Origin of the sequence: Asticcacaulis machinosus (genome assembly GCF_028550435.1) — a bacterium.
GTDB classification, from domain to species: domain Bacteria; phylum Pseudomonadota; class Alphaproteobacteria; order Caulobacterales; family Caulobacteraceae; genus Asticcacaulis; species Asticcacaulis machinosus.
On the sequence record NZ_JAQQKV010000001.1, the window covers coordinates 1283207 to 1306274 of the forward strand.

Consider the following 23068-nt stretch of genomic DNA (forward strand, 5'->3'; position numbering starts at 1 on the left):
GTGCCCTTTTCAATTAAAACCGTACTCAAAAGTTACATTCACAGCCCGATGAACCTTATCTCCGCTTCTCAGTGCCGAAAAAGCCGCTTCACAGTTTGGCGAAAGCGCTTTAAGGCTGGCATATTTGAAGCCTGCTCCCATTTCAGGCTCATCGTTATTTTTTAAACGGATACATCAAAGCCTTATGAAGCTGGTAATTGTCGAAAGTCCTGCCAAGGCCAAAACCATCAACAAATATCTGGGCAAGGACTATAAGGTTCTGGCGTCCTACGGCCATGTGCGTGACCTGCCGTCCAAGGATGGATCGGTTAAGCCCGACGACGACTTTGCCATGATCTGGGAAGCCGATCCCAAGGCCAGCAAGCGCCTCAGCGAAATCGCCGACGCCGCCAAAGCGTCTGATGGCGTTATCCTCGCGACCGACCCCGACCGCGAAGGAGAAGCCATTTCCTGGCATGTGCTTGAGGTGTTGAATAAGAAAAAGGTGCTCAAGGAAAAGACGGTTGAGCGCGTGACCTTCAACGCCATCACCAAATCCGCGGTCGAGCAGGCTATGGCCAGCCCGCGCCAGTTGGATATGGAACTGGTTGAGGCTTACCTGGCTCGCCGGGCTCTCGATTACCTCGTAGGGTTCACCCTGTCGCCGGTTCTGTGGCGCAAGCTGCCGGGGGCGCGCTCCGCTGGACGGGTGCAGTCGGTGGCGCTCAAAATCGTCGTTGACCGCGAAGTCGAGATCGAAAAATTCAAAACCGAAGAATACTGGACCGTCGATACCGAGGTGTCGGCCAATTCGCCGCCGTTTTCGGCCAAGCTGATCCAGCTAAATGGTAAAAAACTGGGCAAGTTCGACCTGCCCAACGAAGCCGCGGCTAAGGGGGCTGAAGCCGCCATTGCCGCGTCGAACTTCACCATCACCGAGGTCGATCAGAAACCCGGCAAGCGCACCCCGCCCCCGCCGTTCACCACCTCAACCCTGCAACAGGAAGCGTCGCGTAAACTCGGCTTCTCGGCCTCGCGCACCATGCAAACCGCGCAGAAACTGTACGAAGGCGTTGATATTGGCGGCGAAACCACCGGTCTGATCACTTACATGCGGACCGACGGCGTTTACGTCGAACCTGATGCCATTGCCGAGATGCGTAAGCTGATCGGCGAACGCTATGGCCCCGCCTATGTGCCGGAAACCCCGCGTTTCTATAAGGCCAAGGCCAAGAACGCGCAGGAAGCCCACGAAGCCGTGCGCCCAACCTCGCTCTATCGCCGCCCGGAAACCCTGCGCCTCGAAGGCGATCAGGCGCGGCTTTATGAGTTGATATGGAAGCGGACCATGGCCTCGCAAATGGAAGCGGCCAAGGTTGAAAAAACCGCCATTGACCTGTTGAGCCCCGACAAACAAATCGCCCTGCGTGCCACCGGTCAGGTCATCACCTTTGATGGCTATCTGGCGGTCTATGAAGAAGGCAAGGATGATGATGGTGATGAGGACGGTGGCCGTTTGCCCGCCGTGCGTGTCGGCACCACCGCCAGCGTTCACGCTATCAAGCCCGCCCAGCACTTTACGGAACCGCCCCCGCGCTATTCCGAAGCCACGCTCGTCAAGAAGATGGAAGAGCTGGGCATCGGGCGCCCATCGACCTATGCGTCGGTTCTGACGGTCTTACGCGACCGTGCCTATGTGCGCATGGATAAGAACCGCTTTATCCCCGAGGATAAGGGCCGGCTGGTCACGGCCTTCCTTGAAGAGTTTTTCAAGCGCTATGTCGAATATGATTTCACTGCCGACCTTGAAGAAAAGCTCGATCTGGTCTCCGCCGGGGAATTGAACTGGAAGGCGCTGCTTCGCGAATTCTGGCAGGATTTCCACGCTGCCGCCGGTGGGGTGCAGGAATTCCGTGTCTCTGAGGTGCTGGATCGCCTCAATGATGCGCTGGGGCCGCACATCTTCCCCGACAAGGGCGACGGCACCAATCCGCGCGCCTGTCCGTCATGCTCCAATGGCCTTTTGAGCCTGAAAACCTCACGGTTCGGGGCGTTTATCGGCTGTTCCAATTACCCGGAATGTAAGTTTACGCGCCCCGTTGGCAACCCTGAAAGCGCATCCGAAGACGGTGGCGCATCGGGCGACCGCGAACTGGGCGTGGATCCGGCCACCGATAAGGTCGTTTCCCTCAAAATCGGACGCTTTGGCCCCTATGTGCAGTTGGGCGAAGCCGAATCGAAAGAGGATAAGCCCAAACGCTCCTCCCTGCCCAAGGCCTGGCCACCGGCGTCGATCGACCTTGAACGCGCGCTGAAGCTGTTGAGCCTGCCGCGCGAAATCGGCATCAATCCGGAAAACAATAAGCCGATAACGGCGGGTCTGGGGCGTTTCGGGCCGTTTATCGCTAATGACGGCACCTATGCCAACCTAGCCAATTTCGATGAGATTTTCGAGGTCGGCATCAACCGCGCCGTGGTCATGCTGGCTGAGAAAAAGGCCAATGCCAAGGGCAAGGGCTCTGCCGCTACGCCACTCAAAGAACTCGGCAAACATCCTGACAATGACGAGCCGATTCAGGTCATGTCCGGTCGCTACGGCCCCTATGTCAAATGCGGCAAGGTCAATGCCACCCTGCCCAAGGACGTGACGCCGGAAACGGTGACACTGGAGCAGGCGCTGGAACTGATCGCGGCCAAGGGTGGGGTGAAAAAAGCGGCGGCGAAGAAGGCTCCGGCCAAAAAGGCGGCCGCTAAAAAACCCGCTGCCAAGAAAGCCCCGGCTAAAAAAGCGCCCGCAAAGAAAAAGGCCGAGGCGTAAAGCATCTACGGCGCTATCCCCCTCCGTCATCCCGCCTTTGGCGGTCTGCCACCTCCCCATCTTCGCCAAGAGGCTTAATAGGGAGGAGATTACGCTCCCTCCTCCCTGTGCCAAAGGCATGGGGAGGTGGATGCGAATGAAATGAGCAGACGGAGGGGGATGGCGTCGCCATTGTGAACACTCCGGCGCTTAAGAATCCCCCTCCGTCGCGGACTTCGCCGCGCCACCTCCCCACTACGTAGGGAGGAGAAGAACCAAGAACCGCTTGCCGCGCAGGCCGGTTAATTCTACTAAAGGGGGATGATAAAAATCCCCAAGCCGCCCCGCGCACCCCAACCTCCACGTAACTCTGCGGGTCTGCCCGACGATGACACCCTGCTTGAGGCGCTGAGCGCCGCCCGTGAGGTCGATGTCAATGATCTGGCCCGTAAGTTTGGCCTGAAAGGCGATGACCGGCGCGCGCTCAGGCAGCGCCTGAAAGCCCTGTCCGAAGCCGGAAAACTCGATAAACGCGGCCGCAAAACCTTCGGCGCGCAAGGGGTGCTGCCCGATACCGGCGCCGGCACGGTCGTATCTCAGGATGTCGACGGCGAATTATGGGTCAAGTGGGGAAAAGACGAGCGTGACTCAGCCCCGCTCGCCCGCCTCGCCCCGCTTAAAAAGTCCGCAGCGCAAACTCCGCCGAGTCTGGGCGACCGCGTCTATGTGCGCTTTGAAAAAACGCCGGAGGAGTGGATCGCCCACCTGATCAAGGTTCTGGATCAGGGCGCGCCCAAGGTCATCGGTGTGATCCGCAAAACCAAACGTGCAAAAGGCCAGCCCGAAATCCGGCTGGAAAGCGTCAATCGCAAATCCAAAGAAAACTATGTCCTGACTGGCGCCGACCTTGATAAGCTGAAAGACGGCGATGTCGTCATGGCGCGCCCGCAAGGGGGGCTGACCCGCTATGGCCCGCAACCGGCGACCCTGATCGAGATTGTCGGCCATGAAACCGACCCCAAGGTCGGCTCAGTCATGGCGGTCCATGCCCACGGTCTGCCGATCGGGTTTAAGACTTCGACCGAAGACGAAGCGAAATCAGCCACTGCCCCCGACCTCAAAGGCCGCACCGACCTGCGTGACCTGCCCTTTGTGACCATCGACCCGATGGACGCCAAGGACCATGACGACGCCGTCTATGCCCACCCTGACGATGATGAGGCCAACGCTGGCGGTTATGTGGTCTGGGTCGCCATTGCCGATGTCGCCCATTACGTAAAACCCGGTTCATCGCTGGATCGCGACGCCCGCGAAAAAGGCAACTCGACCTACCTGCCCGACCGGGTTGAGCCGATGCTGCCCCATGTGCTGTCGTCCGGTCTGTGTTCGCTGCAAGAAAATGAGAACCGCGCGACCTTGGCCGTGCGCATGGTGTTTGACGCGTCCGGCACCAAGATCGCCCATAAGTTCGTGCGCGGCCTGATGCGGTCTGCCGCCAAGCTCAGCTATGAGCAGGCCCAGTCGGCCATAGACGGTGAGCCGGACGATAAGACCGCGCCTCTGCTGGAGAGCTTGCTCAAACCCCTTTGGGCCGCCCATGCCTGCCTGACCAAAGGCCGCAATGTGCGCGGGCCGCTGCATATCCATTCACCAGAGCGCAAGGTGCACCTCGACAAAGAAGGCAACGTAATTGCGATTGAGCCGCGGGTGTCGCTGGAAGCCCACGGCTTGATCGAAGAGATGATGATTCAGGCCAATGTCAGCGCCGCGGAAACCCTGGAGAAGCACAAATCGCCGCTGATCTACCGCGTCCACGAAGCGCCCTCATTGGAAAAGATCACCAATCTGGCCGATTTCCTGTCGACGATTGGATTACCTTGGAACAAGGGAGAGGCGCCCAACACCTTGCGGTTTAACAAGCTGCTCGATTCGCAGCGCGAAGGCCCGCACTCTGAGATAATCAACGAAGTCGTTCTGCGCACCCAGATGCAGGCCCACTATTCGGCAGAAAACTTTGGCCACTTCGGGCTTAATCTGGATCGCTATGCGCACTTTACCTCCCCGATCCGGCGCTATGCCGACCTGATCGTGCACCGGGCCCTGATCCGGGCGCTCAAGCTGGGCGATGACGGCCTGACCGATTATGAGGTCAAGACCCTTAGCGATACTGCCGACCACATCACGGCCACGGAACGCCGCTCTATGGCGGCTGAGCGTGAAGCCATTGAGCGCTATATCGCGGCCTATTTGGAAGAACACGTCGGGGCCAATTTCGCCGGCCGGATCGTCGGGGTGACCCGCTTTGGCCTGTTCGTGCGCCTGCTGGATACCGGCGCGGACGGCATTGTGCCAGTCTCATCCCTGCGCGATGATTACTACATCCATGACGATAAGGCCCATGCGCTTGTGGGTGAACGCACCCATCAGCGCTGGCGCCTCGGTGGCTCAATCGTCGTCAAGCTGATGGAGGCCATGCCGCTGACTGGCGGGCTGGTGTTTGAGGCGATCAGCGAGCCTGAACCGCATGACCCGAACATGCCCCGCCCGCGCCTGGGGGCACGGGTCCGGGCTGATTCCCGCAACCCGTCGCGCAGGCCCACCGGAGGCCCGCCTAAGGGCCCATCCAAAGGCCGCACCAAAGGTGTGACTGAGAAGAAGGCCGGTAAGGGCGGCAAGGGTGGCAAAAAGCGGAGATAGGTTCATGAATCTCCGCCAAGGCAGTTGACTTATGGTCGCGTCTTTGTCATATCCCCCGCTCTTAAGAATTTCTGCGACGGATAGTGTCCGGTGCGCACCCGTTTATAAGGATTTTTATCATGGCTAAACCAGCCTCCATTAAGATCCGCCTGAACTCGACGGCGGATACCGGCTTCTTCTACGTCACCAAGAAGAACGCCCGCACCAAGACCGAAAAGATGGTACTGAAGAAGTATGATCCGGTGGTGCGTAAGCACGTCGAATTCCGCGAAGGCAAGATTAAGTAATCAGCCCTCCGGCAACCGAACATTTAAAAACCGCGTCAGGGCAACCGGCGCGGTTTTTATTTTGCGCGACCGGTTCACAACCTTAACTTATCATATATGGTATAATTATGCGGGAGTCGGGGGATTTGAAACGTGATGCGCGAGTGGATATTAGCGACTGTGCTAGCTTTGGCAGTCACGCCTGTGCACGCTCAGGAAGCGTCGAACACAGAAGAAACACCTAAAACGGACACCGCCCCCACAGTTACCGTAAAGGGCAAAAAGCCGCTCAACCGCACCGACCGTCAGGTCTATGACGTCACCAAAGACCCGGACCACGAAACGGCAACGGCCGAAGACACGCTAAAGAAAATACCCGGCGTCAATGTAGATGCTGATGGCAATGTGACGATCCGCGGCAATCAGGCCAAGGTTCTGGTCAATGGCCGCCCCTGGCTGATGTATGTCGGTGACAACCGCGCCGCAGCCTTACGTGCCATGCCTTCCAGCATGATCGCTTCGATCGAGGTCATTTCAACTCCCGGCGCACAATATGGCTCAGACGGCACTGGCGGTATTATCAATATCGTCACCAAAAGGTCTCTGCCACCGGGCTGGTTCGCCAGCACAACCGCGCAGGTTTCATCCAACGGCGCAGGCATGGTCAACGGCGCCTTCCAGTACAATAAGGACAAGCTGACGGTCTCAGCCTTTGCCAACCTTGCCGATTTCAGGAGCGAATCCCGCTCCGATTTTCGTCTGGCGCAACTGGCCCCCGATGGTCGCCCGTTCATGGCCACAGATACGTCGAACCTGTCGGACTTCGAAAGCCGTTTGGGTATGGTCAACGGGTCGGCCGACTACCAACTGGATGACAACGATTCGCTCAGTGGTCAGTTCAGCTACCTATCCTCCTCCGGCACAGGCGGCGGCGAAGGCCGGACCGCCCGATCCGATGCAACAGGTGCCCCCATTGACCTTTACGACAGCGCCTCTGCCTTTCGGTTTGACAACGAAACCCAGACCCTTGGGCTGGGCTGGACGCGGACGGGGCAAACGGCCGGAGACGCGCTCAAGGTCGATCTGAAGGTCAATCGCAACACATCGACCAACCGCAGCGATAATCTGTCCGACTACAGCCTGTCCTCTGTACCGGAAAATCAGGGCCTGCGGGCGCAGAACTCCCGCAACACATCCGAAACCACCAACGCCGCCTTCAGCATCGATTACAACAAGGGCCTTAAGTCCGGCGAAGTTACCACCGGCCTTCAGATCACCCATGACGATGCCGACAACACTAATGAGAGCAGCTTTCTTTATACGCCGGGCGTTGAGACGCCTGCGCTTAATCCGGCCTTCAGCAATCCTTTTGCCTACAAACAGACCATCAGCGCGGCCTATGCGACGTACCAGACCATGCTGGGCGATCACTGGGTGGTGCTGGGTGGCCTACGGGCTGAGGCGCTTGAGTTTGAAAGCCGCGATGCCGCCACGGGCGCGCCGGTTAAGATCGACTACACCAATCTGAACCCCAGCGCCTTTGCCACCTATGTGATCTCCGAGCAAAAGAAGCTGCGCTTCAACTATTCACGCCGCCTGCAACGGCCGACGGCCTGGGATCTTAACCCCACACTCAGATATGGTGGGGCGCAGCAGGTCAGCCTCGGCACCCCTGACCTGAAGCCCCAGGAAACCGACTCTTTTGAGGGATCTTACGAGTACGCCAAAGACATGATCAGCCTGTCGGTGCGAGGATACCGCCTGCAAAACCGCAAGATCATCAGCAATGTCCGCACCTTTATCGACGACCCGCAAAATGCTGGCAATCAGGTCGTGCAGATCTCACGCCGCAATGCCGGCCAAAGTGATCAAACCGGCGTGCAGTTCGACTATAGAGGCCAGTTAAAGCCGAACCTGTCGATTAATGTGACGCTCAATGTTTTTGAGATCGACATGACCCTCCCCGATATGCCCGACCGGTCTCAGGTCACGGTGGGCAGCCAGATCGGCCTGAATTACTTTTCAAAAAAAGGCCACAGCGTTTCCGTGAACCTCAACTCTCAAGGCAAGCAGATTAACGATTACGGCTATATGGTCGGCAACACCGGCGTGTTTGCAACCTATAACCACGCGCTATCGCCCACCCTGACCCTGACCGTCATGGCTCAGGATGTGTTCAGAACCACCAAAACCAAGTTCGTGACAGAAACCCGCGATTCCCGCGGCCTGAGCTATACTACCCGTCAGGCCCCCACGATTTCGATCAGCCTCAGCCGCCGGTTTGGGTCGGGATATGGGCCGCCGAAACCGAAAAATAAGCGGCATTGATAGGGCCTCCCGCTAAGGCTATAAATATTAAGCTTGGCATCGGGGGACAGCCTTATGATAATTGTCTATTTTATTACCGCCCTGACCTTCACTCTAATTTTCACCCATGAGGTTATTGCCCCGGCCTCAGGCGCTACCTGTGACAAACGCTGGCAATTGATTGCAGGTGGGCTTAATGCGCTAAATTTCACAGTAATCGTCGGCGCAGGCTTCGTCTTTGAAACCCTGATTTCAAAAACATCCCTGTTGCATATGCAGCAACATATCGATCCGGTCACCGGAGGCGTTATGGCGTTTCTACTGTCCAGTTTCGTAGCCTATTGGTGGCACCGTGCTACGCATCAATCCGATACGCTGTGGCGTCTCACCCATCAGTTACACCATGCCCCGCAACGGATCGAAGCCCTGACAGCCTTTTATCTTCATCCATTAGACTCACTGATGGCGGTGCTTTTGAACGTGGGCGTCGCCTACGGCATTTTAGGGGTAAACGGCCTGTCTCTGGCGCTGGCGCTCATTTTGGCGGCGCTGTTTGATCTGGTAGCCCATGCCGACAAGCGCACCCCCAGATGGCTGGGCTACATTACCCAAAGGCCGGAGATGCACCGCATTCATCACCGGCGCGATCACCACGCCCAAAACTACGGCCTGCCCATCTGGGACATGCTGTTTGGCACCTACGCTAATCCGCAGGAAGGGCCGGAAAACTGCGGCTTCGATGCTGAGAAATCAAGCCGTGTCAAAGATATGCTGCTTTTTCGCGACGTCCACAAATCCTGAATTAAGCGGCCGCCTTGACGATTACCCTGTTGCGACCCGACTGCTTGGCTTCGTAAACGGCCTGATCGGCGCGTTTCATCAGAGTATCCGGCGTATCGCCCGCCCCCTTGGATGTTGATACCCCTACCGATATGGTCACATCGAGCGCGCGCCCATCAGTCAGGACAAACGGCTTGGCGGCCACCTGCGCCCTCACCCGCTCAGCGATCATGGCGGCGTCTCTGGCTTCGGTTTCGGGCATGATCACCACGAATTCTTCTCCGCCCATCCGGCACGGCAGATCGATGGCGCGGACATTGTGCGAAAGCCTGCGCGCAAATTCTTTCAACACCTCATCGCCGCCGTCATGGCCATAGGTGTCATTGACCTTTTTGAAGTGGTCGATATCGACCAGCAGCAGCGACACCTTGGGCCCGCCCTTATTGGCTTTCGCTATTAGCCGCAGCAACTGATGATCCATAAACCGGCGGTTATTCAAACCCGTCAGGGTATCGGTTACCGCCAACTCCATCGTCCGGTCGAGCGACACCCGCAAATGATCGGCATAGCGTTTACGGTGAATAAGGGTTTTGACGCGGGCCGACAGTTCCTGACCATCGACCGGCCGCACGATAATATCATTGGCGCCCAGTTCCAGCGCCTTTAGCAGACCTTCGCGATCCTCGGCGCTGGCAATGCCAAGGATCGGCTTATGGCGCGTGGCCTCATGGGAGCGTAACTGCGCAATAAGCCTTAAAGGATCAAAGGCTTTGGCCGACAGGTTGATGATCACCAGATCAACCCGCTTGGCCGCAATCTCCAGCGCACGGGCGGTATCGGTCTCATAGGCGCAGCGGTGGTTGGCGCCCAATAGCCCCATCAACCGCTCGGCCTGACGCTCATTGTCATCGATGATAAAGACATTGCCTGGCGCTGCCATCTGACGCTGACGGTCGGCCTCATCGATCATGCCCAGGCGCCGGCTGGAGGCTTCGCGCTGGCGCAGTTCATCGATCATGACCTTAAGCCGCACCAGTGACCGCAGGCGCGCCGTCAACAGGGCAATATCGACCGGCTTGGTCAGGAAATCGTCGGCCCCGGCCTCAAGCCCTGACAGGCGGTCGTTATGGCCGTCAAGGGCGGTGACCAGAATGATCGGGATATGGCTGGTAGCGGCGTGCTCTTTCAGCCAGCGGCAGGTCGCGTAACCATCCATGCCCGGCATCATGACATCCAGCAGGATGATATCAGGCTGTTCCGTCACGGCTTTGGATATGGCCTCATCGCCGGTTTCAGCCACAATCACGTCGTAATAGTCCGCCTCAAGCTTAGCCTGAAGCAGCTTCACATTGGCGGGGGTATCGTCGACAACGAGGACTTTGGCAGTCATGTTTTTTCCTGCGCTAACACTACGCTTCTTGAGCGCGGTGGCTACCCCAAATAACGCCGCACGGTATCCAGAAAGTGCGCGACCGAAATCGGCTTTGAGATATAAGCCTCGCAGCCGCCTTCGCGAATGCGTTCCTCGTCGCCCTTCATGGCAAAGGCCGTCACCGCCACCACGGGAATGTGCGACAACTCATCGTCTTCTTTCAGCCATTTGGTGACTTCAAGGCCGGAAATCTCCGGCAACTGAATGTCCATCAGGATCAGGTCGGGCAAGTGTTTACGCGCCAGAGACAGAGCCTGAAGCCCTTCGTGGGTTTGCAGGGTCTCATAGCCCTGCGCATCAAGCAGATCATGAAACAGCTTCATGTTCAGCTCGTTATCCTCAACGATCAGGACTTTTTTAGGGGTCATCACCAATTCCATATAGAACCCGCACGATCCTGTCGGATCGGCGCCTTCTAATTTTATGTTTGACGCGCATCTTATTCCGAAAACCGCTTGGCACTTTTCGGGATGCGCTTGCTAAGCCCGCCTCAAAGAGACGATTCGCTCACCTTTAGTCTAAATCTCTACACCAACTGTCTTAAGGCGAGGTGAAAAGGAAGGTAACAAAAGGTAAACGCAAGCGGTAACATAAGCACACGCGGCACTAAGCCGGCTGAAAATTACCGCTTCTAAAAGCCTTGCAGATTAGCTTATAAGGCGCCAACCACCCTGCCCTACTCAAAGGTAACCCCCATGTCTCAAGTTAAGGCCCGCCTGGAATCCTTAGGCATTACTTTGCCCGCTGCCGCAACCCCGGTGGCCAACTATGTCTCCTACACCCGCTCCGGTAATATCGTGAATATTTCGGGTCAGATCTCGGTCGATGCCAATGGCGGCATCAAGGGCACGGTCGGTGTTGACGTATCACTGGAAGACGGCGTTGCGGCTGCGCGTATCTGCGGGCTCAACCTGCTGGCCCAGATGCAGGCGGCCTGCGACGGCGACCTCGATAATGTCGTGCGCGTGCTAAAACTGAATGCGTTCGTGCAGGCTGGCCCTGACTTTTACGATATCCCCAAGGTCATCAATGGCTGCTCCGACCTGATGGTCGAGGTGCTGGGCGAAGCCGGTAAGCATGCTCGCTCGGCCGTTGGCATGTATAAGATTCCGCTGGGGTTTGCGGTCGAAATCGACGCCCAGATTGAGGTCAAGGATCGGCGCTAACTAAACCTCTTCTCCCCGTAATACGGGGAGAAGGTGGGCTGACATCGAAGATGACAGGCCGGATGAGGGGCAAATCCTGAATGTGGTGCTGTTGCGAATGTCGTCGGCCCCTCACCCCACCCTCTCCCCGCAAGCAGGGAGAGGGGATTAAGCGACCACACCTCATGCCCGACACCGATCAGCCGCTTTTGAACATAACCCTGTGCAACCGCCTGCGCGAGGTTGACGCGGTACAGTGGGATGCGCTTACTACCGACGGCAACCCCTTCACCAGCCACGCCTACCTCGAAGCGCTGGAGGCCACCGGGTGCGTCGGCGAAGACGCGGGCTGGCAGCCCGTTCACCTCCTGGCCCGCGATGAGGCGGGGAGTTTACGCGGCGCCATGCCGCTCTACGTCAAAACCCATTCGTTCGGGGAATATGTCTTCGATCAGTCATGGGCGCAGGCGTATGAGAATGCCGGCGGACGCTATTACCCGAAACTGCAAGCCTCGGTGCCATTCACCCCCGTGACCGGATCGCGCCTGCTGGCAACGGACATCGCGACGAAACAGGCGCTGGTGCACGCCGCCACCAATCTGTGCGACCACAACCGGCTGTCGTCGCTGCACGTCACCTTCCCCACCCACGATGAATGGCAGATGATGGGCGATATGGGGTTGTTATTGCGTCAGGATCAGCAATTCTGGTGGGAAAATCGCAGCTATGGCACCTTTGATGATTTTTTGGCTGACCTGTCCTCCAACCGGCGCAAGGTCATCCGTCGCGAACGGCGCGACTTAAGCCATCTCGATATGCGCGTGATAAAGGGTGCGGACATTTCTGAGGCCCACCTTGATCATCTTTATGAATTTATTGAAGATACATCTGATCGCAAATGGGGTCGCCCCTATCTCAATCGCGACTTTTTCAGCCTGATCACGGAGCGGATGCGAGATAAGATCGTGCTGATCTTTGCCTATGACGGCTCAAATCCGATTGCGGGGGCGATCAATTATCTGGGGGGCGATACGCTGTACGGCCGGCAATGGGGCTGCAACCGCCAGATACCGTTTCTGCATTTCGAGGTCTGCTATTACCAGGCCATCGACTATGCCATCGCACATGGCCTCAAACGGGTCGAAGCCGGGGCGCAGGGCGAACATAAGCTGGCGCGGGGCTATCTGCCGCAGGCGGTGTATTCCGCCCATTATATTCGCGATAAGGCGTTACGCACGCCGATCGAGCATTACCTCAACCGCGAGCGCGACGCTGTTGCTGCTTATATTGAAAGTAGTAATAAAGAAGGCTCACCATTTAAAAACTCCTCTTAAAATGGGGCTTAGTTCGATGCCGAACCGGGTGCAAAGCCCATAGCGATCAGGGCGCTGATGAAGTTTTCGAACAACTTTTCCATGAATTTTTCTCCAGATAACACACAAAAACATCTATGACAGCGCTGTCAATATTGCATGTGCGAGATAAAGTCCAGCCCTCAGGCAGTCACATTTGAAATTATGTTTTGTAACCATCCGTGAGCGATATCGTGGTTATATGTTCGGATCGTCGCACTGAGAGGCCCTGATGACCGAGATGAAATCCGACACCCCTGTATTACTGTCCGGCGGAAATCCGCAAATCCCAAAGGGCTATGGCAACGCACCGGTTCAGGCCTACATCAACGCCATGCCGGACTGGAAGCAGGACATCGGCCGCCGTCTGGATGCGCTCATCGAACAGACCGTCCCCGGTGTGCGCAAAGCTGTTAAATGGAATACACCGTTCTACGGCCTCAAAGACGACTATTGGTTTGTATCGTTCCATTGCTTCACCAAATATGTGAAGGTCACCTACTTCCGCGGCACCTCACTCGATCCGGTACCGCCCGGCAAATCCAAGCAGGCTGAGGTGCGCTATCTCGATATCTATCAGGATAAACCTTTTGATGAGGCTCAGTTTATCGACTGGATCAAACAAGCCAGTCAGTTGCCGGGCGAGAAGCTGTGAGCTATAGGCTCTAAGATATGACCTATCCTCGCACAGTGCTTTGCCCTTGTTGTAAGTTTCCGACGTTGAAGGCCACCGAAATATGGGGAATATGTGTCATCTGTTGGTGGGAAGATGACGGTCAGAACGATTACGACGCCCATGATGTTCGTGGCGGACCAAACAGTCGCTACTCTTTGACCGCCGCCCGCGCAAATTTTGCAGATCACGGGCATATGTATGATCGCGGCAAAGGCATTAAAATTGTTGAGCAACCTTCCGCAGCACGCTCAAATTTAATTGATTACCTACGCAGCATTCAGTTTTCACCATTACATGCTGACGCCGCACACTTAACCAGGCTATTAACGGCGGCTGATGCGCATATTAACCAGAACAGAACACAGTTTTAAAAAACAATAACGGTCACAAAACACCGCACACAAAGGTGTGAAGGCTGTTAACCGCCAATCCTCTGCCGTCTGAATACATAGCGTGGTATTATCCTGTTTAAGTCCACGCCAGATATGGCCATCGCGACGTCTTATACCAATGCGCCCGTGAACTTTCATAAACGTGGACCAATACTGATCCGACAAAAGTATCCGCATTTCAAATAAGGACTAAGGACAGATGGAAACCCCGCACCTGCAAGCTGAAGCCGAGCCCCAGTTCAAAAGATATATCCACTTTTTCGACCATTACTTAAGTCATCCGCGCCAGCCCTTATCGCGGCTTATGCACTATGCCGCCATAGCCATAAGTGCCACGACGCTTCTGGTGGCTATATGGGATGGTAATCCACTGCTGTTTCTGGCCGGGCTGATTGTCAGCTACGCTCTGGCCTGGCTGGCGCATACCGTGGTTGAAAAGCATGATGGCTCTAAGCTTATCTATCCGCTGTGGGCGCTAATTGCCGACTTCCATATCGTGCTTCTGACCATGATCGGCCAGATTGATGTGCGCCGCCGCGTCGCCCGCCATGATCATGACTATCGGGCCTGATTAAGGCTCAGACTTTCAACCCCTTAAACCAGCCCTCAAGGCTTACGGCCTGTGCGCGATGAATATCGGCACGGGCCGTAGCCTCGGCATCCGCGCCCCAGGTCTCGGCCTGAAACGCCTCGCCGATACGTGATAACCGGTGTGCCTCTTCGCCCGTAACCCGCCCTTTAAACAATGCCAGCGCCAGTATAACCGACCCAAGCAGCGGAGTCGCCGCCATGAGTCCGGCCCGTTCATAAATAGTGGCCGATGCCACCAATGCCTTTAACCCCGCCACGGTGGCTTCGGGCTGAGGCTTATGGACGATCGACAGATTTTGCTCGAACCGCAGGCCCAGTTCCTTTTCAGCCCAGTTCAGGATCGGATCCCAGCCTGCGGATTCGCGCGCGTTTAACTCCGCCGGATAGTCGGACGGATAGCACAACAGGTCGGTTTCGGCATAACGCCCGATCTCGGCCAGAGCCTCCGGCAGCGTGCCTTCCATCCGGTCAAGGGCGGCGTAAGCAAGCCGCGTCAGGGGCATGTCGTTAAATTCAACCACGTCTGCGACCGCGTTCCATTCTGCGGCGACCTTGGCGGCCAGCGCGAAATTAGGCAGGGCCAGAGTCTTACCCGCCGGGGTCTTGGCGGGGCGCCCGTCCAGCGTTACCGCAAAGCCATCGGGCGTCTGCGCAAACGCCGCCTCTTTCCAGAAGCGTTTGGGACGGAAACCGATTTTATCGGCATTTTTGGCGGGTTTATCTTCGGGTATGCTCATGCGCCTCAAATAGGCCGCCTCAGCGTATTACGCAACCGCGCGGGCTTCAAAAGCGTTAAGCGCCCCATCCAGTTCCGTAAAGTCATGCACGATCTGATGGGCACCGGCGGCATCCAGTTCCTCAACCGTGTGGAAACCCCACGACACACCGATGGCATGGGCACGGGCCTCACGCGCCATGCGCATATCGAATGACGCATCACCAATCATCAGGGTCTGTGAGGCATCAACCCCCAGCACGCGCATGTTTTCCGTGACCATAAACGGGTGCGGCTTTGAGGGGCCGTCATCGCCGCAATAGCTGGCGTCAAAAATATCGTGCCAGCCAAACACATCCAGCACACGATTGACCCCGCGGCGCGATTTACCCGTCGCCATTCCGATCAGCCAGCCCTCGGCCTTAAGACGCAGTAAGGTCGCTTCGGCACCGGGATAGAGAATTTCGCGAAAATCCGGATCGGCATGAAAGCGCAGGAACGCCTGTTTGTACTCATGGGCATAGGCCTCGATCAGGGCTGCATCGGCCTCAGGACGCAAATGTTGCAGCGCCTCAACCAGCGATAAACCCACGATATGGCGCGCCTCTTCGTAAGACGGCGTATCCAGCCCCACGGCGCGTGCACCTTCGATCAGGGCCTGTAAAATCGGACCACGGCTGTCCACAAGGGTGCCGTCCACATCAAAAACCGCCAGCTTTAAACTCATCAGGGCTTACTTTTTATAGCTATATTATTTTAAGCGCGCATCTTTTCCCAAAACCACTGCACACTTTAAGGGATGCGCTTTAACAATCAATTTAGATCAAATTTGACAAATTGACACTAAAAATAACGCAAAAATTGCACAATATTGATCGTACAAATTACAGCGGTAATACTACGCCTTATGCCTTACCGCGACCGCTTCTTGCCTGACTTGGCGAACGGGTCGGTTTCGGCTTCATCGGGCGTAAACCCAAAGCGCGCAAAACCCGCCTCAATCACCGGATCGAGCGGCGCCTCAACAATCAGCGTTCCGTGAGTCGGGTGCGGCAGTTCAATCCGGCGGTGATGCAGTTGCAGACCTAAGCCGACACTGAGTTCGCCTGATTTTTCATCAGCATATTTCGGATCGCCCAGGATCGAATGACCAATCGCCTTCATGTGGGCCCGAAGCTGATGGGTGCGGCCGGTATGAGGGCGCAACGCCATCCACGATACGCGCGGACCAGCGCGGGAGATGGTGACATATTCGGTCTCGGCCGCTTCGGCGCCCTGTTCCTTGATGTCGGCAGGCATAACGATTTCGCGATCATGAAAGCCCTTTTTAATCAAAGGCGTATCGATATAGCCCTCTTCAGGCTTAGGATTACCCGCCACCAGCGCCCAATAGGTCTTATGGGCTTTGCGCCGCGCAAAGGCCCCGGCCAGACGGGCGGCGGCATTGGGGGTCTTGCCCAGCAACAGAACCCCCGACGTATCGCGGTCGAGCCGGTGCACCAGACGCGGGCGCTCCAGCCCCTCGCCCCACGCCGACAGCAGCCGGTCGATGTGGTTCTTGGTCTTGGTGCCACCCTGAACCGCCAGTCCCGCGGGCTTGTTGATGGCGATGACGTCTTCGTCCTCATAGAGCACTAACGACTTGGCGTACTTAATCTCATGGGGGCTTAAGGTCGCCCGTTCGCGCTTTTGCTGATCCTCAGAGGGAGCCGCCGGCAGTGGCGGCACACGCACGGTCGATCCGGTGCTCAGCCGGGTATCGGCCTTGACCCGGCCGCCATCGACGCGCACCTGACCTGACCGCAGCAGCTTATTGAGCTGGATGTGGTTGATGTGCGGCCAGCGGCGCTTGAAAAACTTATCGACGCGCACGCCGTCTTCGCCGTCGGTAACATAAAGGGTTTTGACTTCGTTCGACATCTTAAAACACAAACTTTCGGGTCAGATAAAGACCAACAATGACGGCCCCCACCGCCAGTAAAACTGATAATAACGCATAGCTGCTGGCAAGAACATAGTCGCGCCGCTCCAGCATCTGCACGACCTCCAGCGAAAAGGTCGAAAAGGTGGTAAACCCGCCTAAAATACCTACGCCCACAAACAGCCGCAGGCGCTCAAGTTCAAGCGGGGCCGGTGAGCGCATGACCACCGCCATCAGCATACCCATCAGCAACCCGCCCAGAACATTGGCGGCAAAGGTCGCAAAGGGCCAGCCGCCCATTGGCAGATAAACCGCACTTAGGCGCGTCAGGCCATACCGCCCCAGCGATCCGATTGCGCCGCCCACAGCAATAAGCACCCAATTTAACATGCGCTCTCATTACCTGTCTTGGCGGGCAAGGCATAGTCCTTTAGAGAGATTATATAACTCATTGCGCTATGGACGAGCCGATTTCATGAGCCTTTACGGTGATTACGACCCGAAAAACATCTTCGCCAAGATCCTAAGCGGCGATATCCCCTGCGCCAAGGTCTATGAGGACGCACGCATTTTGAGCTTTATGGATGCGTTTCCGCAGGCCAAAGGCCATACGCTGGTGATCCCCAAGGTGTCTGCCCGTAACCTGTTTGATATCCGCTGCGAGGACTTACAAAACCTCATAGCCCATACCCAAAAAATTGGCCGTGCGGTCAGGTCAGTGCTGGAACCCGATGGTATTCGCATTGCTCAGTTCAATGGCGAAGCGGCGGGCCAGACCGTGTTTCATATCCATTTCCATATTATCCCCGCCTGGGATGACGCCGCCCCGCGCGCCCATGCGTCCGGTCAGATGGCCGATCTCAACGAACTCAAAGACCTCGCGTCCCGCATCAAAGCCAAGCTATAGCCCATGTTCTATGTTCTCCGCCACGGCCAGACCGACTGGAATGCCGCGCTCCGGCTGCAAGGCTCAACCGACATCGCGCTCAATGAGATTGGCCGTGAGCAGGCCAGAGTCGCCGCGCAGTTGCTGACCGGGCAAGGCCTGACCAAGATTGTCGCCTCCCCCCTGTCGCGGGCGCGTGAGACGGCGGAGATCGTCGGCCATGCTGTCGGATTGGAGGTCGAGACTGATCCGCGTCTGATCGAGCGTAATTTCGGCGCCTTTGAGGGCCTGACCCTGCCCGAAGTCGAGGTCTTGCGCCGTGACATGGGCGCTATCATGAACCCTGAGGCTGATCTGGATGGCCGCCACTACCCGCTTGATGCCGAACCGTTGAGTGCGGTATTCAAGCGCGTGTCGTCGTCACTAATTGATCACCGCAAGAACAACGCGGTCAGCCTGTTTGTCTTTCACGGCATTCCGTTCCGTGTGGTCAGCAAGCTTTATCTGGGTGAGATGCACACCAGCCCCAATGCCTCACCGGTGCGCTTTGAGCCGGTGGGTGATGGCTGGCATATGTCGCCGCTTGACCCCGGTAACACGCCTCTGTCGCAACATCAAAACCTTCAGACCAGCATGGGCCGCTTCTGACACAAAATCTTCCGAACCCATCACAAAACGGGCGCGAAAAATTTATTTAAATATGAAAATATTCATCAGAACACTGCATATATCTGAAAAATAACATTATTTTTTGCAAAATTAAACAGAGATTCACTCGTATCGTTTAGTGTGCACTGCAACAGTAAGATTGTTGCGTAAGGTATCATTGCACATGCCAGGGCGTTACGAGATGCAAAAAGCTCTCTTTATCTCCGATATTACCGATCAGATCGCGCCGATTGCGCCCGATTGTCCCAACGCGGTGATATACGACCTGTTCCGCGATACGCCCGATCTGATGGTGGTGGCGGTTGCTGACACCGATGGTACGGTTTTAGGCCTCATTGAACGTCACACCTTCAATCTGAGGATGGCCGCGGAATTTGGCCGCGCCCTGTTCAGCCGCAAGCCGGTTACGGCCATGATGGATGCCGACCCGCTTAGGGTCGATATAGGTACCCCTTTGCGCGATTTTACCCGTGCAACTCTGGCCGAGCGCCCGTCAGAACTGATGCGCGGCTTTATCGCCACGCATGAGGGCAAATATGTGGGTGTCGGCACCGGCCTTTCCGTGCTTAAGGCCATTAGTGCCGATCTGCAAAATGCCTTTGACCTTCAACAGGTTATGACCCAGGATCTGTTGCGCCTGAGCGCCGAAGCCCAGCGCAGTCAGGTGTTCCTCAACACCGTCATCAACAATATCCCGGCGATGGTGCTGGTCAAAAACGCCGATGACCAGCGCATACGCCTGATCAACCACGCCGGCGAGCGATTGTTTAACGTCAGGGCGTCTGATGTGGTTGGCAAGACCAGTCAGGAATTGTTCCCTGCCGATGTCACCGCCCGCATTCTGGCCAGCGACCGTAAGGCGCTTGAGGGCTCGGAGGCGGTCGTCATGGACGATGAAATCTTTACCGACGCCCAGCAGCGTAAGCGCGTTCTGCAACTCAAAAAAACGGTTCTGCGCAGCGATGACGGTACCGCCGACAGCATCATCACGCTCGGCATGGATCTGACCGAACAAAAAGAGGCTGAGGCCCGTATTGCGCAACTGGCTCACTATGATCCGCTCACGGGGCTGGCCAACCGGGCTTTGTTTGCCACGGATCTGGAAAAATCCTTAAGCCGCGCCCAAAGATCGGGCCGGTCGTTCGCGCTAATGTGTCTTGATCTCGATCGCTTTAAGGCGGTCAACGATTCCTACGGCCACCTGATGGGGGATCAATTACTGATTCAGGTTGCCGAACGGTTGCGAGCGTGTGTGCGCAAGGGTGATCTGATCGCACGCATGGGTGGGGATGAATTTGCCGTTATTCAGGATATCACCCGCCCTGATGACGCCCAGCATCTGGCCGGACGCATTGTTGAGGCCATGAAGGCACCGTTCAAGGTGGGGGACATGCGTTTCCAGATCGGCATCTCGATCGGCATCGTCATCGCCCCTCAGGACGGGCTTGATCCCCACAACCTGCTGTCGCGGGCAGACCTGGCCATGTACCGCGTCAAGGCCGAAGGTCGCAACGGCTGGTGCTTTTTCAAGCCGGAAATGGATGAGCAGTTGCAGCGCCGGCTTGAGATGGAGCAGGATTTAAAGCGCGCGCTGGCCGACAACCAGTTCCAGCTTTATTTCCAGCCCCTGCTCAATCTCGACACCCAAGAAATTACGTCGTTTGAAGCCTTGCTGCGCTGGCACCATCCGGTGCGTGGCATGGTCTCACCGGCCGAGTTTATCCCCGTCGCCGAAGAGTCGGGCCTGATCGGGCCTCTGGGTGAATGGGTGCTGAAAACTGCTTGTAATGCCGCCGCAACATGGTCGCAGCCGTGGCGCATTGCTGTCAATATCTCACCGCTCCAGTTCCGCCATAAGTCCCTGCCCGTGCTGGTCAAAAAGGCGCTGAAGGCCGCTGGCCTGCCCGCCAGCCGTCTTGAGCTTGAAATCACCGAAAGCGTGCTGCTGGAAAACGAAAAGCAGAACCTGAGCATCCTCACGCAAATCCGCGATATGGGCGTGCGTATTGCGATGGATGATTTTGGCACCGGCTATTCGTCGCTCAGCTATCTGCGCGCCTTCCCGTTCGACAAGATCAAGATAGATCAGTCGTTCGTGCGCGACCTGCCTCACGACCGCGATGCCCTGTCGATCATCCGCGCCATCACGGACATGGCCCAGTCTTTGGGCGTACGCATCACCGCCGAAGGGGTTGAAACTCAGGCCCAGATGGACGCCCTGAAAGAGCTGGGCTGCCACGAAGCGCAGGGCTACCTGATCGGCCGCCCGGCACCGGGGATCGAGGCCTATTGCCCAGAGGTCATGACAGTGACAAAGACGGTGGCAGCGTAAAGAATACCCCTCCGTCTGCTCATTTCATTCGCAGCCACCTTCCGCCACCGCTCCTTCCGCGCTATAGTCCGGCAAAATGTCACGGGGGGACGCTATGCTGGATGCCGCAAAACAACCGTTTTCAGAACGGCACGCGCTGATATTCCGCGCCGTCATCGGGGTACTGTTCGGACTGGTTCTGGCCTATCTCCAAACCTACACGGACGCCCATCGGCCCGAATATCCGATTGATCCGGCAAAGATCACCCAAACCTATATCTGGCACCAGATCGCCTTTCTGACCGTGGCATTGAGCGCCTTTATTTACTGGGCCGGGGCGGCGGCCATGCGGCGAGGGACGCTTGCGATCTGGGGCCTGATCAGCATGGCGTTGATCGCCGTCATCGCCTGGACGCAATATCAACAAAACCCGACGCCTTATTTCTCACCGTTCTGGGGCACAGCGACGTTTCTGCTGTATCCGCTACTGTTCATCAGCCACGAACTGATCTCCAGCGCAGATCAGGCCCGCAAAGCGATCGCCCCCTACAGCCTTTATTTCGACGAAGCGTGGAAGCGCGGGGTGCAGCTATGCCTGTGCATCCTGTTCACCCTGTTGCTGTGGGGGATTTTATGGCTGGGGGCGTCTCTGCTCGGTTTCATCGGGTTTGACTGGTTCAAAAAGCTGCTGGAGCAGGAATATTTCAGCTTCCCCATCACCGGTCTGGCGTTGGGAGTATCGGTGCACCTATCGGATGTGCAGACCAAGCTTCTGGCCAATGTCCGTGCGTTGATACTTGGCGTGCTGTCGTGGCTGCTGCCGGTGATCGTGCTGGTGGGGCTGATCTTTACGGTCAGCCTGTGTTTCAGCGGCCTTGAGCCGTTGTGGAAGACCAAGGCGGCGACGGCGACCCTACTAGGGGCGTGTTTGGGGCTGGTACTGCTGATCAACGCCGCCTATCAGCAGGGCGACGAAGAGCGTCCGGTGAACGTCGCACTCAAAATTGCCGCCCGGATCGGTTGTGGCCTGATCCTGATTTTCTCAGTACTGGCCGCCTATGCGCTCAGTTTGCGGATCGGCCAGTACGGCCTGACGCCGGCGCGGATCATGGCGCTGACAGGCGTCATCGTGGCCCTGCTGTACGGGATCGGTTACGCCGTGGCTGCCGTCATGCCGGGCCGGTGGCTGCGCCTGATTGAGCCGCTCAATATCGCCTTTGCCATCGCCAAGTGCGTGATTTTTATATGCGTACTGACGCCGATCGCCACGCCTGCCCGCCTGAGCGTGGGCGATCAGGTTGCCCGCCTACAATCGGGCAAGGTGGCACCGGATCAGTTCGACTGGAACCTGCTGCGGTTTGAAACCGGTATTTACGGCACCCGCGCCCTTGATATACTTGAAGCGAGCGGCACCACCGACACCATTCGTAAAAAGGCGACCGAGGCTAAGACCATGAAAGAACGCTATCAGCTCACGCCGCCCTCCACATCCGTAAAACCGTCGGCGGGGCAGTTCAAAATCATCGCGCCTGCCGATGGCGTGATGCCAGAAACCTTTATGGCGCAGGATTTCAACCTTGAGGGATATGACACGCCCCAGTGCATGAAAACGGCCTCGAAACTGTGTCAGGTATCGCTGATTGATCTTAACCGCGACAACGTGCCGGAAATCGTTATTCTGGATGACAACGCCCTGCGGATCTATATCCACGGCGTCGGCAAATGGCAGCAGCAGACAGCGGATTTTACGCTCACCGACGCGCAGAAAGCGGCCTTCCTCAAAGGCGAAGCACGGGCGACTGAGCCTCAATGGGATGATCTTATGGTCGACGATAAGCGCCTTTCGATAGACACCCCGCAATAGCCATTTCTTTATTTTTCGAAGGGTTAGCCGCAATTTAAACCTGAGGCCCCGGGGCATAGGCTCATGGTTACCCATGAACCGTAAGGAATATGTCTATGCCCCTGATTAACCTTGTTGTCGTGCTGATTGTGGTCGGCGTCCTGCTGTGGCTGGTCAACACCTATATCCCGATGGATGGCAAGATCAAAAACATCCTCAATGCCGTGGTCGTTATCGGTGTTGTGCTGTGGCTGCTTCAGGTCTTTGGCCTGTTCAGCAGCCTGTCCGGCATTACCGTATAAGCGCTGC

General features: G+C 56.9%; 21 protein-coding genes. 15 read left to right on the plus strand and 6 right to left on the minus strand.

Translation table 11 applies throughout. The features are described from left to right. The first annotated feature begins 184 nt into the window (after positions 1 to 184). The 5 genes from topA (at position 185) to PQU98_RS06005 (ending at position 8847) form a co-directional block, all read left to right on the plus strand. Positions 185 to 2797, plus strand: a complete 2613-nt coding sequence (topA, locus tag PQU98_RS05985) for a type I DNA topoisomerase (RefSeq protein WP_272743994.1) — start codon at positions 185 to 187, stop codon at positions 2795 to 2797. 300 nt (positions 2798 to 3097) lie between these two features. Continuing rightward, a complete protein-coding gene (rnr, locus tag PQU98_RS05990) occupies positions 3098 to 5473 on the plus strand; it encodes a ribonuclease R (RefSeq protein ID WP_272743995.1) in 2376 nt (791 codons plus the stop codon). A 119-nt stretch (positions 5474 to 5592) separates the two neighbouring features. Further along, positions 5593 to 5760, plus strand: a complete 168-nt coding sequence (rpmG, locus tag PQU98_RS05995; RefSeq protein ID WP_004620056.1) for a 50S ribosomal protein L33 — start codon at positions 5593 to 5595, stop codon at positions 5758 to 5760. 168 nt (positions 5761 to 5928) lie between these two features. Continuing rightward, positions 5929 to 8067: a TonB-dependent receptor gene (locus PQU98_RS06000; RefSeq protein WP_272743996.1), complete on the plus strand. Its 2139-nt coding sequence runs from the start codon at positions 5929 to 5931 to the stop codon at positions 8065 to 8067. 54 nt (positions 8068 to 8121) lie between these two features. Further along, on the plus strand, positions 8122 to 8847 hold the full coding sequence (locus PQU98_RS06005; protein WP_272743997.1) for a sterol desaturase family protein: 726 nt from the start codon (positions 8122 to 8124) through the stop codon (positions 8845 to 8847). 1 nt (position 8848) lies between these two features. Here PQU98_RS06005 and PQU98_RS06010 read toward each other — a convergent pair whose 3' ends face one another. Together PQU98_RS06010 and PQU98_RS06015 are read right to left on the minus strand one after the other, a co-directional pair. Next, the gene (locus tag PQU98_RS06010; RefSeq protein WP_272743998.1) at positions 8849 to 10216 is read right to left on the minus strand and encodes a PleD family two-component system response regulator; all 1368 of its coding nucleotides are present in this window, start codon (positions 10214 to 10216) and stop codon (positions 8849 to 8851) included. Positions 10217 to 10257: 41 nt separating this feature from the next. Then, entirely contained in the window at positions 10258 to 10626 is a 369-nt protein-coding gene (locus tag PQU98_RS06015) for a response regulator (protein ID WP_189486481.1), read from the minus strand. Between the two features lie 327 nt (positions 10627 to 10953). Between PQU98_RS06015 and PQU98_RS06020 the strand changes: the two genes are divergently transcribed. From PQU98_RS06020 to PQU98_RS06040, 5 genes are all read left to right on the plus strand, one after another. After that, positions 10954 to 11424 (plus strand): RidA family protein, encoded by a 471-nt coding sequence (locus PQU98_RS06020; protein ID WP_272743999.1) that lies wholly within the window; start codon positions 10954 to 10956, stop codon positions 11422 to 11424. 164 nt (positions 11425 to 11588) lie between these two features. Continuing rightward, positions 11589 to 12737 carry a GNAT family N-acetyltransferase gene (locus PQU98_RS06025; RefSeq protein ID WP_272744001.1) on the plus strand — a complete coding sequence of 383 codons (1149 nt, stop codon included), beginning with the start codon at positions 11589 to 11591 and terminating at the stop codon, positions 12735 to 12737. Positions 12738 to 12987: 250 nt separating this feature from the next. After that, the gene (locus PQU98_RS06030) at positions 12988 to 13410 is read left to right on the plus strand and encodes a DUF1801 domain-containing protein (RefSeq protein WP_272744002.1); all 423 of its coding nucleotides are present in this window, start codon (positions 12988 to 12990) and stop codon (positions 13408 to 13410) included. Positions 13411 to 13427: 17 nt separating this feature from the next. Continuing rightward, entirely contained in the window at positions 13428 to 13802 is a 375-nt protein-coding gene (locus PQU98_RS06035) for a CPCC family cysteine-rich protein (protein WP_272744003.1), read from the plus strand. Between the two features lie 220 nt (positions 13803 to 14022). Continuing rightward, on the plus strand, positions 14023 to 14394 hold the full coding sequence (locus tag PQU98_RS06040; RefSeq protein WP_272744004.1) for a DUF962 domain-containing protein: 372 nt from the start codon (positions 14023 to 14025) through the stop codon (positions 14392 to 14394). A gap of 7 nt (positions 14395 to 14401) precedes the next feature. Here the strand turns inward: PQU98_RS06040 and PQU98_RS06045 are convergent, their stop codons facing one another. The 4 genes from PQU98_RS06045 to PQU98_RS06060 all read right to left on the minus strand — a co-directional run bounded on the left by PQU98_RS06045 (position 14402) and on the right by PQU98_RS06060 (position 17440). Continuing rightward, on the minus strand, positions 14402 to 15151 hold the full coding sequence (locus PQU98_RS06045) for an ATP12 family chaperone protein (RefSeq protein ID WP_272744005.1): 750 nt from the start codon (positions 15149 to 15151) through the stop codon (positions 14402 to 14404). 27 nt (positions 15152 to 15178) lie between these two features. After that, the gene (locus PQU98_RS06050; protein WP_272744006.1) at positions 15179 to 15856 is read right to left on the minus strand and encodes an HAD-IA family hydrolase; all 678 of its coding nucleotides are present in this window, start codon (positions 15854 to 15856) and stop codon (positions 15179 to 15181) included. A gap of 185 nt (positions 15857 to 16041) precedes the next feature. Next, positions 16042 to 17049: an RluA family pseudouridine synthase gene (locus PQU98_RS06055; RefSeq protein WP_272744007.1), complete on the minus strand. Its 1008-nt coding sequence runs from the start codon at positions 17047 to 17049 to the stop codon at positions 16042 to 16044. 1 nt (position 17050) lies between these two features. Next, positions 17051 to 17440 carry a fluoride efflux transporter FluC gene (locus PQU98_RS06060; protein WP_272744008.1) on the minus strand — a complete coding sequence of 130 codons (390 nt, stop codon included), beginning with the start codon at positions 17438 to 17440 and terminating at the stop codon, positions 17051 to 17053. Positions 17441 to 17525: 85 nt separating this feature from the next. On the opposite strand from PQU98_RS06060, the gene PQU98_RS06065 reads away from it, so the two are divergent. From PQU98_RS06065 to PQU98_RS06085, 5 genes are all read left to right on the plus strand, one after another. Then, complete coding sequence (locus PQU98_RS06065; RefSeq protein WP_272744009.1) at positions 17526 to 17957, plus strand: HIT family protein; 432 nt, start codon at positions 17526 to 17528, stop codon at positions 17955 to 17957. Between the two features lie 3 nt (positions 17958 to 17960). Beyond that, positions 17961 to 18584 (plus strand): histidine phosphatase family protein, encoded by a 624-nt coding sequence (locus PQU98_RS06070; protein ID WP_272744011.1) that lies wholly within the window; start codon positions 17961 to 17963, stop codon positions 18582 to 18584. 202 nt (positions 18585 to 18786) lie between these two features. Continuing rightward, positions 18787 to 20937, plus strand: coding sequence for a putative bifunctional diguanylate cyclase/phosphodiesterase (locus tag PQU98_RS06075; RefSeq protein ID WP_272744013.1), 2151 nt, complete (start codon positions 18787 to 18789; stop codon positions 20935 to 20937). Positions 20938 to 21031: 94 nt separating this feature from the next. Beyond that, positions 21032 to 22780, plus strand: coding sequence for a DUF4153 domain-containing protein (locus tag PQU98_RS06080; RefSeq protein ID WP_272744014.1), 1749 nt, complete (start codon positions 21032 to 21034; stop codon positions 22778 to 22780). Between the two features lie 95 nt (positions 22781 to 22875). Continuing rightward, the gene (locus tag PQU98_RS06085) at positions 22876 to 23061 is read left to right on the plus strand and encodes a Thivi_2564 family membrane protein (protein ID WP_272744015.1); all 186 of its coding nucleotides are present in this window, start codon (positions 22876 to 22878) and stop codon (positions 23059 to 23061) included. Positions 23062 to 23068 lie beyond the last annotated feature (7 nt).